Origin of the sequence: Blastococcus sp. TF02A-30 (assembly GCF_003319185.1) — a bacterium.
GTDB lineage: Bacteria > Actinomycetota > Actinomycetes > Mycobacteriales > Geodermatophilaceae > Blastococcus.
The window spans coordinates 90674-103375 of record NZ_QOHJ01000003.1; the positions used below are offsets into that span (position 1 = coordinate 90674).

14 protein-coding genes are annotated in these 12702 nt (G+C 74.3%); 11 read left to right on the top strand and 3 right to left on the bottom strand.

Features of this window, described 5'->3' with window-relative positions:
* The first annotated feature begins 162 nt into the window (after positions 1-162).
* The 6 genes from DQ241_RS07510 to DQ241_RS20555 all read left to right on the top strand — a co-directional run bounded on the left by DQ241_RS07510 (position 163) and on the right by DQ241_RS20555 (position 4885).
* Entirely contained in the window at positions 163-597 is a 435-nt protein-coding gene (locus DQ241_RS07510) for a response regulator transcription factor (RefSeq protein ID WP_113829574.1), read from the top strand.
* Positions 594-2330: a cell wall metabolism sensor histidine kinase WalK gene (locus DQ241_RS07515; protein WP_113829575.1), complete on the top strand. Its 1737-nt coding sequence runs from the start codon at positions 594-596 to the stop codon at positions 2328-2330. The genes DQ241_RS07510 and DQ241_RS07515 overlap by 4 nt, the downstream gene beginning before the upstream one ends.
* 204 nt (positions 2331-2534) lie before the next feature.
* On the top strand, positions 2535-3149 hold the full coding sequence (locus DQ241_RS07520; RefSeq protein WP_113829576.1) for a TasA family protein: 615 nt from the start codon (positions 2535-2537) through the stop codon (positions 3147-3149).
* Between the two features lie 28 nt (positions 3150-3177).
* Positions 3178-3804 (top strand): signal peptidase I, encoded by a 627-nt coding sequence (locus DQ241_RS07525; protein WP_113829577.1) that lies wholly within the window; start codon positions 3178-3180, stop codon positions 3802-3804.
* On the top strand, positions 3801-4217 hold the full coding sequence (locus tag DQ241_RS20550) for a hypothetical protein (protein WP_158545894.1): 417 nt from the start codon (positions 3801-3803) through the stop codon (positions 4215-4217). The genes DQ241_RS07525 and DQ241_RS20550 overlap by 4 nt, the downstream gene beginning before the upstream one ends.
* Complete coding sequence (locus DQ241_RS20555; RefSeq protein ID WP_158545895.1) at positions 4211-4885, top strand: response regulator; 675 nt, start codon at positions 4211-4213, stop codon at positions 4883-4885. Before DQ241_RS20550 ends, DQ241_RS20555 begins: the two co-directional genes overlap by 7 nt.
* A gap of 96 nt (positions 4886-4981) precedes the next feature.
* Here DQ241_RS20555 and DQ241_RS07535 read toward each other — a convergent pair whose 3' ends face one another.
* Positions 4982-5692 (bottom strand): response regulator transcription factor, encoded by a 711-nt coding sequence (locus DQ241_RS07535; RefSeq protein ID WP_113829579.1) that lies wholly within the window; start codon positions 5690-5692, stop codon positions 4982-4984.
* A gap of 248 nt (positions 5693-5940) precedes the next feature.
* Between DQ241_RS07535 and DQ241_RS07540 the strand changes: the two genes are divergently transcribed.
* From DQ241_RS07540 to DQ241_RS07560, 5 genes are read left to right on the top strand one after another with little or no spacing between them, the layout of a single operon-like run.
* Positions 5941-7014 carry a response regulator gene (locus DQ241_RS07540; protein WP_113829580.1) on the top strand — a complete coding sequence of 358 codons (1074 nt, stop codon included), beginning with the start codon at positions 5941-5943 and terminating at the stop codon, positions 7012-7014.
* Positions 7007-7981, top strand: coding sequence for an ATP-grasp domain-containing protein (locus DQ241_RS07545; RefSeq protein ID WP_113829581.1), 975 nt, complete (start codon positions 7007-7009; stop codon positions 7979-7981). The genes DQ241_RS07540 and DQ241_RS07545 overlap by 8 nt, the downstream gene beginning before the upstream one ends.
* Complete coding sequence (locus tag DQ241_RS07550) at positions 7978-8712, top strand: PHP domain-containing protein (protein ID WP_113829582.1); 735 nt, start codon at positions 7978-7980, stop codon at positions 8710-8712. The genes DQ241_RS07545 and DQ241_RS07550 overlap by 4 nt, the downstream gene beginning before the upstream one ends.
* The gene (locus DQ241_RS07555) at positions 8709-10193 is read left to right on the top strand and encodes a glycosyltransferase family 2 protein (protein WP_113829583.1); all 1485 of its coding nucleotides are present in this window, start codon (positions 8709-8711) and stop codon (positions 10191-10193) included. The genes DQ241_RS07550 and DQ241_RS07555 overlap by 4 nt, the downstream gene beginning before the upstream one ends.
* On the top strand, positions 10190-10420 hold the full coding sequence (locus DQ241_RS07560; protein WP_113829584.1) for a hypothetical protein: 231 nt from the start codon (positions 10190-10192) through the stop codon (positions 10418-10420). Before DQ241_RS07555 ends, DQ241_RS07560 begins: the two co-directional genes overlap by 4 nt.
* 52 nt (positions 10421-10472) lie before the next feature.
* Here DQ241_RS07560 and DQ241_RS07565 read toward each other — a convergent pair whose 3' ends face one another.
* The gene (locus DQ241_RS07565; RefSeq protein ID WP_199584188.1) at positions 10473-10982 is read right to left on the bottom strand and encodes a class I SAM-dependent methyltransferase; all 510 of its coding nucleotides are present in this window, start codon (positions 10980-10982) and stop codon (positions 10473-10475) included.
* Between the two features lie 114 nt (positions 10983-11096).
* A complete protein-coding gene (locus DQ241_RS07570; protein ID WP_113829586.1) occupies positions 11097-12641 on the bottom strand; it encodes an HNH endonuclease signature motif containing protein in 1545 nt (514 codons plus the stop codon).
* Positions 12642-12702 lie beyond the last annotated feature (61 nt).

Here is a 12702-nt window from a genome sequence, read left to right on the forward strand (position 1 = left end):
TGCGCCCCGCCGGGATCCCCCGGCGGGGCGCAGTGCTGCCCGGGGTTCACCCGCAGGGGTGAGACCGCCCGCGGGGAACCTGCAGGGCCCGCTCGGGACCGCCGTTGTCGCAGGTGACGACGACGGCCCCGAGCACGGGGCCCTGACCGACAGGAGCGCCCCGTGGACGAGGCCCGGCACACCCTCGTCCCGGCACCCCGCCGTCCGGCCGACCCCGCCCCCGTGCGGGTGCTCGTGGCCGACGACGAGGACGACATCCGCTCCCTCGTGTGCGTCGCCGTGGCGAAGTCCGGCGGCGTGGTCGTCGACTCGGTCGCCGACGGCACCGCCGCGCTGACCGCCGCGCGCGCGGGCTCCCCCGACGTCGTCGTGCTCGACGTGTCCATGCCCGGCGCCACCGGGCTGGAGGTCTGCGCGGCCCTGCGCGCCGAACCGTCCACCGCCGGCATCCGGGTGCTGCTGCTCTCGGCGGGTGCCTCCCTCGACGACGTCGCCGTCGGCCTCGCCGCCGGCGCCGACGCCTACCTGGCCAAGCCGTTCGCCGTCTCCGGGCTGGTGCACCAGCTGCGGACCCTGACCGAGCGGCAGCCGGCATGACCACCGCCGTCCTCGACCGCGGCACCGCCCGCCCGCGGCTCCAGGCCGGGCTGACCGAGGCCTGGCGCTCCGCCGTCCTCGGCCCGCTGCCGTGCTCCGTCATGTTCGGCACCGCCGCGCTCCTGATGGCGACGGGCACCCTGCCGGTCACCGACGTCGAGCTCGTCCTGGCCGGCCTGGCCACCGCCCTGGCAGCGATCACCACGGCGTGGCTGTCGCCGTCCGCCGGGCACGTGCGCGCCGTCGCCGTCCCGCTGGCGAACCTGGGGGCCGTGGGGCTGGTCTACGCCGGCACCGACTCGCCCGCGGCGCTGTTCCTGCTCGTGAGCCCCCTCTACGGGCTGGTCAGCCACCCGCGCCGGGCCGGCGTCGCCACGGCGGTGCTCGGCACGCTCACCGTCCTGCTCGTGCCCGAGCTGCTGGGTGCCGGCAGCTCGTCCTGGGCGACCGAACCGGCGTCGCTGGTCCTCGGCCCGCTGGTCGTGGGCCTCGGCGGTGCCGCGGTGCACGAGAGCGGGCGCCGGCTCACCGCCCAGGCGGCCGCCATCCAGCGGCTGCAGGACGAGCAGGCCGCCCTGCTCGAGCAGGTGCAGAGCCGGGCCGACGAGCTCGACCAGGCGTCGCGCATCCTCGCCGCCCGCGCCCAGACCATGACCAGCGTCATCGACGCGGTCACGGAGCAGTCGATCATCGGCACCGACCCCGACGGCACGATCCGCGTCTGGAACCCGGGCGCCGAGAAGCTCCTCGGCCTGCTCCGCGCCGACGTGGTGCGGCAGCGCTCGATCGTGGAGTTCCACCTCCCCGAGGAGCTGGAGGAGGTCGCGGCCGCGCACGGGGCCGCCGTCGGCCTGGACGCGCTGGTGCACGCGGCCCAGGAGCACGGCAGCGACGTGCGCGACTGGACCTACGTCGGGGCCGACGGACGCACCCGCACGGTGTCGGTCGCGGTCACCCCGCGCACCGACGACCGCGGCGTGCACGCCGGCTGGAACTTCGTGGGCACCGACATGACCGAGGTGCGCGCCACCGAGCGGATGAAGGACCAGTTCGTCAGCCTGATCAGCCACGAGCTGCGCACCCCGCTCACCTCGATCCTCGGCTACCTCGAGCTGGTGCTCGACGACGAGGACCGCACGCTGACCGACGAGCAGCGCCAGTACCTGTCCACCGTGGAGCGCAACGCCGACCGGCTGCTGCGCCTGGTGGGCGACCTGCTCTTCACCGCCCGCGTGGAGGCCGGCCAGTTCACCCTGCAGCCCGAGGACGTCGACCTGGTCGGCATCGTCCGGGCCGCCGAGGAGACCGCCCGCGTGGCGGCGGCGACGGCCGGGGTCGAGCTGGTCGTGGAGGTACCCGACGACGCCGTCGTGGTCTCCGGGGACGCTGTGCGGCTGGGGCAGGCGTGCGACAACCTCGTCTCCAACGCCGTCAAGTTCACGCCGGCCGGTGGCCGCGTGACCCTCACCGTCGAGGCCGACCGGCAGGACGGGCGGCCCGTCGCCCGGATGTCGGTGCGCGACACCGGCATCGGCATCCCGAACGACGAGCAGGGCAAGCTGTTCACCCGGTTCTTCCGCGCCTCGACCGCCACCCGCAACGCCGTCCCCGGCGTGGGTCTGGGGTTGACGATCACCAAGGCGATCACCACCGCGCACGGCGGCTCGCTGGACCTCGCCAGCGTCGAAGGCGAGGGCACGACGTTCACGCTCACCCTCCCCCGCGAGGCCTAGCAGCCGCAGGGACGCCCTCAGCGCACCCAGCGGTCGGCCCCGCCGCAGGGGCCCACCACGAGGAACGAGTGGTGGGGGGCGGCGGGGTCCTTTCGTTCTTGCGGATTCCTTGCGGTTTCCGCGCGGGTGCCCTGCGGAAGCCCCTCCAGAGTTCTCCCTGTCACCGGAAACGGACCGGTGGCACGGACACAGGGAGAACCAGTCATGAGCGCCAAGGTCACCAGCTCCACCGCCCGCAAGGTCGTCGGCTCGCTCGGCGTGATCGGCGCCGCTGCCGCGGTCGCCGGCATGGGCACCTTCGGTTCCTTCACCGACAGCAGCACCCCGGTCAACACCACGATCCAGGCCGGCACGCTCAACATCGACGTCACCGCAGCGCGCTACGCCTTCCCGGTCACCACCTCGAACTTCGTCCCGGGCGACACGATGACCCGCGCGATCAACCTTAAGAACAGCGGCGACGCGTTCGGTTCGATCAGCTTCTCCTCGGCCGCCACGGTCGGCAGCGTCCTGACCGACGGCACGGCCAACGGCCTGCAGCTGTCCGTCAAGTCCTGCTCGGTCCCGTGGACCCAGGGCGGCACCGCCGCGGCGCCGACCTACTCCTGCGCCGGCGTCGTCGCCGACGTCGTCCCGGCCGGCCCGGTCGTGCGCACCAACGTGCCGCTGACCAACCCCAAGTCGCTGGCCAGCAACGGCACCGACTACCTCACGGTCTCGATCTCGCTGCCCCTGGCCGCAGACAACAAGTTCCAGGGTCAGTCCGCGTCCCTGAGCCTCGCCTTCACCGGCACCCAGGCCACCGGCACCAACCGCTGACCCGGCTGACACCACCGGAGATCACGCCATGACCGCCATCCTCCCCGTCCGTCGCCCGGGGGCAGCCAGCGCGCTGCCCCCGGCCGGGGACGAGCGCACCGCGCCGGCCCAGCGGGTCGCCACGGCCCGTCGCATCGGGAGCCTGCTCGCCCCGTGGCTCGTCCGCGGGATCGTGGGCCTGGCCGTCCTGGTGTTCGCTCTCCTCGCCGTGGGCCCGCACGTCCTCGGCTACCGCACGATGACCATGCTCACCGGCAGCATGTCGCCGGAGATCGACCCGGGTGACGTCACCATCGCCACCCCCATCGCCATCGACGAGGTCACCGAGGGCATGGTGATCACCTACCACCAGCCGATCGGCGACCGCAGCCTCGTCACCCACCGCGTCGTCTCGGTCGAGCACGGCTCCGACGGCACCGTCAGCGTGCAGACCAAGGGCGACGCCAACGAGGCGGTCGACCCCTGGACCGCGACGCTGGAGGGCGACACCGCCTACCAGGTGCGCGCCGTCGTCCCCGAGCTGGGCCACCTCGTGCAGGCCCTGCGCACCCCCGTTCTCACCCAGGTGCTCGTGTACGGCGCCCCGGCCCTGCTGGCCGGCTGGCTGCTGCTGACCATCTGGCGCCCCGCTCGTGACCAGGAGGACCAGGCATGACCGCGCTCCGCCGCACCGCCGTCCTGATCGGCCTGATCGCCGCCGTGCTCGTCGGCACGAGCATCCCGGCCTCGGCCACCTTCACCGCCAGCGAGGCCGTGGCCACCTCGGTCACCACCGCCACGGTGACCGCGCCGACGAACGTCGTCCTCGACGTCCGGTGCGACAGCTGGAACCTGTACGCCACGATCCGCTGGACGGGCAGCAACGCCCCCAAGGTCAGCGGCTACCGGATCGCCGCCACGGTCCCCGGGATGCCGACCATGGAGTTCACCGCCGCTGCGGGCGCCAGCCGCTACGACCACAGCATGGGCCGCGCCTGGGCCGCCTACCCGATCTCCGTGACGGTCACGACGCTGACCGCCTACGGCTGGACCAAGACCTCCGCGGTCGTGACGGGCACGTCGTGCTGACCGCCCTCGTCGTGGACGCCGACGCTCTCGCCCGTCGCCGCACCGCCGGCCTGCTCCGCCTCGGCGGGTGGCACGTCCGGGAGGCCGCCGGCACCCGCACCGCGCTGGACGAGTCCGCCGCCCTGGAGCTCGACCTCGTCGTCACCGCGGTCGTGCTGGGCGACGAGGACGGCCTCGCGCTCCTGCGCCGCCTCCGCGCCGCCGGCTCCCGCGCCCGGTTCCTCGCGGTGGCCGACGAGCCCACCGACGCCGTCCGGGCCGCGGCGGCCGCCGCCGGCGCGATGGCCGTGCTGGCCACGCCGGTGCGGGCCGATGTCCTCCTCGACTTCCTGCGCAGCCGGACCACGGGGCCGGCTGCGCAGGGCACGACCACCGCGATCTCCGAGTTCGACGACCTGCACGACGTCGACCTCGACGCCGAGCTCTGGGACCGGCTCCAGGAGATGTACGTGCACGCCCTGCCCGACCGCCTCTCCGCGATCGAGACGCACACCCGCACCGGCGACAGCACCGCGGTCGCCTCGGCCGCCTACACGCTGGCCGGCACGAGCGGTCAGCTGGGCCATCCCGAGGTCGCCTCCGTGTGCCAGGCCATCGCGGCCGACGCGCGGCGCGGCGTCCTCGCCCATTCCCGGGTCGTGCAGCTGCACGCCCTGGCCGGCGTCTGAACCCTGACCCCGTTCCGACCGCCCGCACCCAACACGAAGGCCCGCAGACGATCCGTCGTCTGCGGGCCTTCGCGGTCCCCGTCCAAGGGGGGTCTGTCAGGCCGCCACCAGGCGGTATCCGACACCGCGCACGGTGCGGATCTCCGGCGTCTGGAGGCCGGCGGCCACGAGCTTGCGGCGCAGGTTGGACATGTGCGCCTCGACGAGGCGGAGGTTGCCCTCCCAGTCGGTGTCCCAGACCTCGCGCAGCAGGGTCTCCCGCTGCAGCACGCGGCCGGGTCGCGCGGCCAGCGCCGCGAGCAGGTCGAACTCGGTGCGGGTGAGGTCGACGACGGCGCCGTCGACGCGCACCTCGCGGGTCTCCTCGTCCACCTCGAGCTCGGCGAGCCGGCGCACCCGCTCGTCCGCGGCGGCCGCCTCCGGGGCGGCGGCCGGCGCGGTGCGCGGGAAGCGCAGCATCGCCTGCACCCGGGCGACGAGCTCACGGGGTGAGAACGGCTTGGCCATGTACCCGTCGGCGCCGACGGCGAGGCCGATCAGCAGGTCGACCTCCTCCGCGCGCGCGGTGAGCATGAGGACGTAGGCCGGCGTCTCGGCACGGATCTGCCGGCACAGCTCGGTCCCGTCGGTGTCGGGCAGGCCGAGGTCGAGGACGATGAGGTCCGGCGGGTCCCGGCGGACCTCCGCCATGCACTCGGCTCCCGAGGCCACGGCCCGGACGTCCATCCCGGCCCGTCCCAGCACCGTGCTGACGAGCTCGCGGATCTCGTCGGTGTCCTCGACGACGAGCACGGACGATGCGGCCACGACCTCTCCTCCTCGCTGCGGTCCACGGGCGGAGGCAGGGAGCCTCCGTCACCTGACCGGGTGATCGGTGCACCGGGGCGGCAGCTTGAGCCGAGCCGCCGCGCCGGCGGCCGGTCTCCCCCGGAGGGGTGAGGTGGCGGCGTCTCGGCTCAGCAGCTCGTGCCGGACGGCCGTTCCTGCCGCCAGGGCACGACCGTGTCCTCGTCCCGCCTGCCCGCGGGACGACGCCGCGCGAGGGGAGCCCGACCGTGGACGGAACCGTCCGCGTCCTGGTCGTCGACGACGACCCGGACATCGCCCAGTACGTGCGCACAGTCCTGCACAAGGCGGGGGCGCAGGCGATCGCCTGCTTCGACCCGCTGGAGGCCCTGGCCCTGGCCGCCCGCGAGCAGTTCGACGCCGCCGTGACCGACATCGAGATGCCCGGCATGAACGGGCTGGAGTTCCTCGGCCGGCTGCGCGAGCTGCAGCCCGGGCTGCCGGTCGTCGTCATGACCGCGCACGCCTCGGTCGACTACGCGGTGGAGGCGCTCCGCCGCGAGGCCGACGACTTCATGGTCAAGCCGGTGCGCCGCGACGACGTCGTCGCCACCATGACGAAGGCGGTGGAGACCGGCCGTGCCCGCCGCGCCGCCGCGCGCACGCAGACCGTGCTGGCCATCGGCGCCCACCCCGACGACGTGGAGCTCGGCATCGGCGGCACGCTGGCCGCGCACCGCTCCGCCGGGGACCAGGTCGTGATCCTCACCCTGTCGCGGGGCGCCCGCGGAGGCGAGGCCGGGGACCGGCAGGAGGAGTCGCTGGCCGCCGCCGAGCTGATCGGCGCCCGCCTCTTCCTCGAGGACCTCGAGGACACGCGCATCAGCGAGGCCGACCCGACGGTGTCCATCATCGAGCGGGTCGTCACCCAGGTGCAGCCCACGATCGTCTACACGCACTCGAAGAACGACCGGCACCAGGACCACCGCGCGGTGCACCAGGCCGCCCTGGTCGCCACCCGCAACGTGCCCACCGTCGCCTGCTTCCAGAGCCCGTCGGCGACCGTCGACTACCGGCCGACCCGGTTCGTGACCATCGATGGCTTCACCGACACCAAGCTCGCGCTGCTGGCCGCCTTCGGCTCGCAGGCCGGTATCCGCACGTACATGCAGGACGACTTCGTCCTGTCCACCGCCCGCTACTGGTCCCGCTACGGCGGCGGCACCTACTGCGAGCCGCTGGAGGTGATCCGCGAGGCGAGCGCCGTCGTGGGCGCCACCGGCGGCTCGGGCCTGACCACCTCCACCCCCACCACGACCCTCCAGGAGCGCTCCGGTGTCTGACTCCTCCCCCACCCGTGTGCTGGTGACCGGGGCCGGTGGGCCCGCGGGCATCGCCGTCCTGCGGTCGCTGGCCCGCCGGCACGACGTCGTGCTGCTGGCCGCCGACATGGACCGCTACGCCAGCGGCCTCTACCTGGTCGACGAGGGCGCCCGCTTCCTCGTGGAGCCCGGGCTGTCCGAGACGTTCGTCGACTCGCTGGTCGAGCTGTGCGAGCGCGAGCGGGTCGACGTCCTGTTCTCCACCGTCGACGTCGAGCTGCCGCGCATCGCCGCCGAGCGCAAGCGGCTGGACGAGGTTGGCACCGCGCTGGCCGCCCCGAGCCTGGAGACCCTCGAGGTCTGCCTGGACAAGTACGCGCTCGCCCAGCGCTGCGACGGGGTGCTGCCCACGCCGCGCACCGAGCTGCTCGGCGCGAGCGACCCGGACTCCTGGGACTACCCGGTCATCGTCAAGCCGCGCCGCGGCGCCGGCTCGCGCGGTGTGCACCTGGTCGCCGACGCCGACGCGCTGCGCGCCCTCGGCGAGGACGAGGACACGCTGGTGCAGGCCAACCTGCCCGGCGACGAGTACTCGGTCGACACCCTCGCCGACGCCGACGGCCACGTCGTCGCCGCCGTGCCGCGCTCGCGGCTGCGGGTCGACTCGGGCGTCTCGGTCGCCGGCGCCACCGTCGCCGACGAGGAGCTGGAGGCGACCGCGCGCAAGGTCGCCGAGGCGATCGGCCTGGTGGGCGTGGCCAACGTGCAGCTGCGCCGCGACGCCGAGGGCCGCGCCGCGCTGCTCGAGGTCAACCCCCGCTTCCCGGGTGCGATGCCGCTGACCGTGGCCGCCGGCGTGGACATGCCCTCGCTGGCCCTGGACCTGGCGCTGGGCCGCGAGCTGCCCGACCGGGTGCCGTTCCGCGAGCTGGCCGTCGTCCGCTTCCTGGAGGACGTCTTCCTGGCGCCGTCGGAGGTGCTGGCGTGATCGTCGACCTGGTCGACACCGACCACCACGTGCACTCCACGTGGTCCGACGACGCGGTGAGCACGCCGGCGGAGAACCTCGCCGCCGCGCAGCGGGCCGGGCTGGCCAGCATCCGGATGGTCGACCACGTGCGCGTGGGGACGACGTACGTGCCCGAGTTCCTCGCCGAGGTCGCCGCGCTGCCCCGCGTCGACGGGCTCGAGGTGCTGACCGGTGTGGAGGCCAAGATCCTCGACGCCTCCGGCCGCCTCGACGTCCCCGCCGACCTGGTCGTCGGTCCCGGCGGGGTGGACCGGGTGCTCATCGCCGACCACCAGTTCCCCGGGCCGGACGGCTCGTGGAGCCCGCGGCGCACCCTCGAGGAGCTGGCCGCCGGGCTGTCCGCGCAGGACGCGATGTCCATGCTCGTGCAGGCCACCTGCTCCGCCATGGAGCGGGCCGGCCGCGGGCAGCTCGCGCACCTGTTCTCGCTGCTGCCCAAGATCGGGCTGCACGAGAGCGAGCTGCTCGACGAGCACCTGACCGCGATCGCCGACACGGCCGTGCGCACGGGCACGACGGTCGAGGTCAACGAGAAGTGGCGCTGCCCCGGTCCGCGGGCCGTGCTCGCGCTCGCCGCCGCCGGCGTCGATCTGGTGGGTTCCACCGACAGCCACGAGGCGTCGACGGTGGGCTCGTACTCCTGGGTGGCCGAGGCAGCCTCGGCCCGACGACTGGTGGGTGCCCGATGAACGACGTCCTGGCCGCGAGCCCCGACATCGCCGAGATCGGCCGCGGGGTGCTCGTCGGCGTCCTGCTGCTGTTCGTGGCGTTCGGCGCGATCCCGGTGATCGCCGGGCTCGCGCAGTTCCTGGTGATCCCGGTGCACGCCGTGCGCAACCACTACCGCGAGACCGGGCCCTACCTGCCCAACGTCGCGGTGCTCGTCCCGGCGTGGAACGAGGCGGCCGTGCTGCCCGCGTCGGTCGAGCGGCTCATGGGGCTGGACTACCCGCCGGACCGGCTGCGGGTCTACGTCGTGGACGACGCCAGCACCGACGACACCCCCGCCGTCATGGCCGGGCTGGCCGAGCGCTTCCCCGGCCGGGTCGTGCACCTGCGCCGCGAGAAGGGCGGCGAGGGCAAGGCGCACACGCTCAACCACGGGCTGCGCGAGGTCCTCGCCGACGACTGGATGGAGGCGCTGCTGATCATGGACGCCGACGTCATCTACGCGCCGGAGTCGCTGCGCAAGATGACCCGGCACCTGGCCGACCCGACCGTCGGCGCGGTGACGGCCTACATCCGCGAGGGCAGCCGGAACCCCGAGGGCCTCACCCGGTTCATCGGCTTCGACTACCTGGCCGCGCAGGCCGCCTCCCGCCGCGCCCAGAACGTGGCCGGCGCGATGGCGTGCCTGGCCGGCGGGGCGCAGCTGCACACGCGGGAGAACCTGCTGGCCATCGGCGGGCAGATCGACACGTCCTCGCTGGCCGAGGACACGGTGACCACCTTCCGCACCCAGCTCGCCGGGCACCGGGTCGTCTTCGAGCCGCACGCCCGCGTGCTGGCCGAGGAGCCCGCCGGCATCGACGCGCTGTGGAAGCAGCGGCTGCGGTGGGCGCGCGGCAACGTGCAGATCACCTCGATGTACCGCCACCTGTTCTTCCGGAAGTCGGTGCACCCGGGTCTGGGCGGCTTCTTCTTCGGGATGTTCTGGTTCGCGATCCTGCTGCTGCCGCTGGCGATGCTCATGGTGTCCGTCGGGCTCATCGGGCTGCACCTGCTGGACAGCGAGCTGGCCTCCGACGTGTTCGGAGCGGCGGCGTTCGTGCCGGTGGCCACCTTCGTCTTCATGGTCACGCTGACCCTGTCGATGGACCCTGCGGTCGGCCGGACCGTCTGGCGCGAGGCGCTGCTGTTCCCGGGGCTGATCTCGTTCCTGGTGCTGCTGGGTGCCACGTTCCCGATGCTGGTGCCGTTCGACGGCGCGGCGAACACCGGCTGGACGCTGTTCGTCTACAGCTGGCTGGTGCTGTGCATCCCGATGGCCTTCGCGGTGCGCAAGCTGGAGACGACCCGCTGGGGACGCCGGCTCGCTCCGATCGGCCTCTACCTGGTCGGCTTCGGGCCGATGATGTGCGCGATCACCGTGGACGCCTACCTCAAGGAGTACCGCGGGGCCGCGATGACCTGGGACAAGACCGAGAAGACCGGACGGGTGATGGCATGAGCACCGACCTGACGGCCACGAGGCCGTACCGCATCTCCGCCCCGGTGGTCCTCACCGAGGCCGAGCTCGCCGCCCGCGGTGGGGTGCTGCCCGTGTGGGCCGACCCGGTGGCGCTGGCCGACGAGACCGAGGCCGACCGGCTGCGGGAACGCCGGCTCTACGTCGGGCTCGCCGTCGCGATCGCCGTCGTCGTCGCGCTGTGGACGGTGCGGTCCTTCCTGGGCTGACCCGTCCCGCACCAGGGCCGGTCGCTCCCTCCCCGGGGGCGGCCGGCCCTCGTCATGCCCGGCGCAGCTCGACGGCGACCGACTCGTAGGGGGACGTCGGCGCGCGCAGGACCGTCATCACGGCCAGCCCGCGCTCGGCGGCGAGCCGGCCGATCGCGGCCGGGACCCGGTCGAGGGCGTCCGGCGTCATGAGCGAGAAGGCGACGACGACCCGGCCGTGCGGGGCGAGCACCCGGTCGACGACGTCCCACTCGGGTGCCGGCGGGCTCCAGAAGGCCCGGACGTCGAAGGACACGACGGCGTCGAAGGGGGCCGCGCCCAGGTCCGCCGCGGTCAGGGACGCCGTCACCAGGCGGACCCGTCCCGCGGCCATGGCCTGCGCGTTCCGCCGCCCGGCCGCGGCCGTCATGGTCGCGGACCGGTCGACGCCGACCACGTCAGCGCCGGCCCCGACGAGCAGCGAGACCAGCACGCCGTGGCCGCACCCGACCTCCAGCACGCGCTCGCCCGCGCCGGCCGCGACGATGCCGGACGCCCAGGTGAGCCGCTCCGATGCGCGCACCGGCAGAACCTAACCCCGGACGGAGGAAGGCAGCCCGGCTCGCCGACGGCACCGCTCGCTGCTCCCACGCACCGCCGGGCACGCAGCTACGCGGCGCCGCCACCGCTGACGCGGTCAGAACGGCGGTGGATCGTCGTCCGGTCCGGTGGGTGGTGGTTCGGGTGGCGGCGACGTCTCGGGCGGGGGTGGGCGCAGGCCGGGTGGCCGCGTGGTGCGCGTGATCCCGGACGGGGTGGTGACGTGCAGCGTGCCGTCGGGCTCCATCAGGAAGCGCCAGCCCGGTGCGAAGGTCTTGAGCCGGTGGTGGGAGCGGCACAGGCAGCACAGGTTGGTGCAGGTCGTCTCGCCGCCCTCGGCGTGCGCGACCACGTGGTCCAGGTCCGTCCAGCCAACCCGCTGGGCGCAGTTCGGCATCCGGCAGGCCCGGTCGCGGGTGCGCACGAACCGCTCCTGCCGGCCGGCCGGCGCATACGCCTCGGTGGCCGGTGGGGCGCCGAGCACCGGGCACCCGCACTCACCCGCGGCCCGCCCCGAATCCGTGGCCGCACCGGTGTCCTCGGCCGGCTGGGTTCGGCTGGGCGTGGGGTGCCGGGGGCAGCCGGTCGTGGCGATGCGGAGGAGTTCGGCGACGGTGGTGGTGGCCAGCAGCCTGCCGTCGGCGTCGGTGAGCGCGAACGTCAGCCCACCGGCCGGGGGCTCGGCCAGGCCGAGGGCGCCGATCCGGGCCAGCAGTTCGCGGACGTGCCCGGCGGTGATCACCACCCCGGCCACGCAACCGGCCTCGGTGGTTCTGCCGTCCAGGGAGTCCAGGGTGGCGGTGATGGTCAGGTGCGCGGTGACCGGCGGCTGCTCGGCCCCGCCGGGGCGGCGCAGCAGCAGCGAGAACAGCTCGGTGCGCAGCTGGGCGATCGGCCGGTCGTCCCCGTCGGCCTTGGCCATCCGGGCCAGGGCGTCGATCACCGCCCAGGCCTCGGCGGCCTCGTCGGCGGGCAGGTCCGCGCCCAGGGTGGCCATCCCGTCGGCGCCGGGCTGCAGGAACACGTCGGCGGTCTTGCGCGCCCGCTTGCGCCGCTCCTCAGCGGCCGTGGCGTCGAGGGTGAGCAGCAGCTCCAGCGCCCGCGCCCGAAGGCGGGCCACCGACAGGTCCACCGCCTCGGGCAGGAGCCGCGCCTCCACCGCCCCCGCCAGCTCCGGGCTGGTGGCCCCCAGCACCTCGGCGAGCACGCCGGCGCGGGCCACGTCCAGGTCCCCGCAGGCCAGGGCGGCGAAGGAGGCCGGCAGCTTGTCCCGCCACACCCGCGCGCGCGAGAACAGGTGGTCAGCCGTTCCGCGGCCGCGGTTGAGCACCAGCGCCAGCTCCCCGGCGAAGAACTCGCTCACCCCGGCGGCGTCCGAGCGGGAGCCCCAGCTCGTCGAACGGGCGCCGGGTGTGCCCGGTGCCGGATCGTGCTCGTCGGGCGTCAGCTCGGCCATCCGCAGCACCAGATCGGCCTCGTAGGCGGCGTCCATCCCCTTGCGCTGCTGCAGCCGCACCAGCTCCGCGGCCGCCTGCTCCTTCGACAGCAGCTCCACCGGCGGCACCGCCGGGGCCACCGGCCGGTCCAGCGACCAGTCGATCAGCACACCCTCCACCGTGGAGGAGCCGGAGATCCGAGGCACACCACCACGCTAGGCACGGGGTACGACAGTTTCCGCTGGTCGAGCCCTCGATCCGACGTCC

Bases quoted from the DNA above. Each gene is read 5' to 3' on its own strand.
- DQ241_RS07525 (WP_113829577.1), top strand. From the start codon at position 3,178: ATGACCGCCATCCTCCCCGTCCGTCGCCCGGGGGCAGCCAGCGCGCTG.
- DQ241_RS07555 (WP_113829583.1), top strand. From the start codon at position 8,709: ATGAACGACGTCCTGGCCGCGAGCCCCGACATCGCCGAGATCGGCCGC.
- DQ241_RS07560 (WP_113829584.1), top strand. From the start codon at position 10,190: ATGAGCACCGACCTGACGGCCACGAGGCCGTACCGCATCTCCGCCCCG.
- DQ241_RS20550 (WP_158545894.1), top strand. From the start codon at position 3,801: ATGACCGCGCTCCGCCGCACCGCCGTCCTGATCGGCCTGATCGCCGCC.
- DQ241_RS07515 (WP_113829575.1), top strand. From the start codon at position 594: ATGACCACCGCCGTCCTCGACCGCGGCACCGCCCGCCCGCGGCTCCAG.
- DQ241_RS07520 (WP_113829576.1), top strand. From the start codon at position 2,535: ATGAGCGCCAAGGTCACCAGCTCCACCGCCCGCAAGGTCGTCGGCTCG.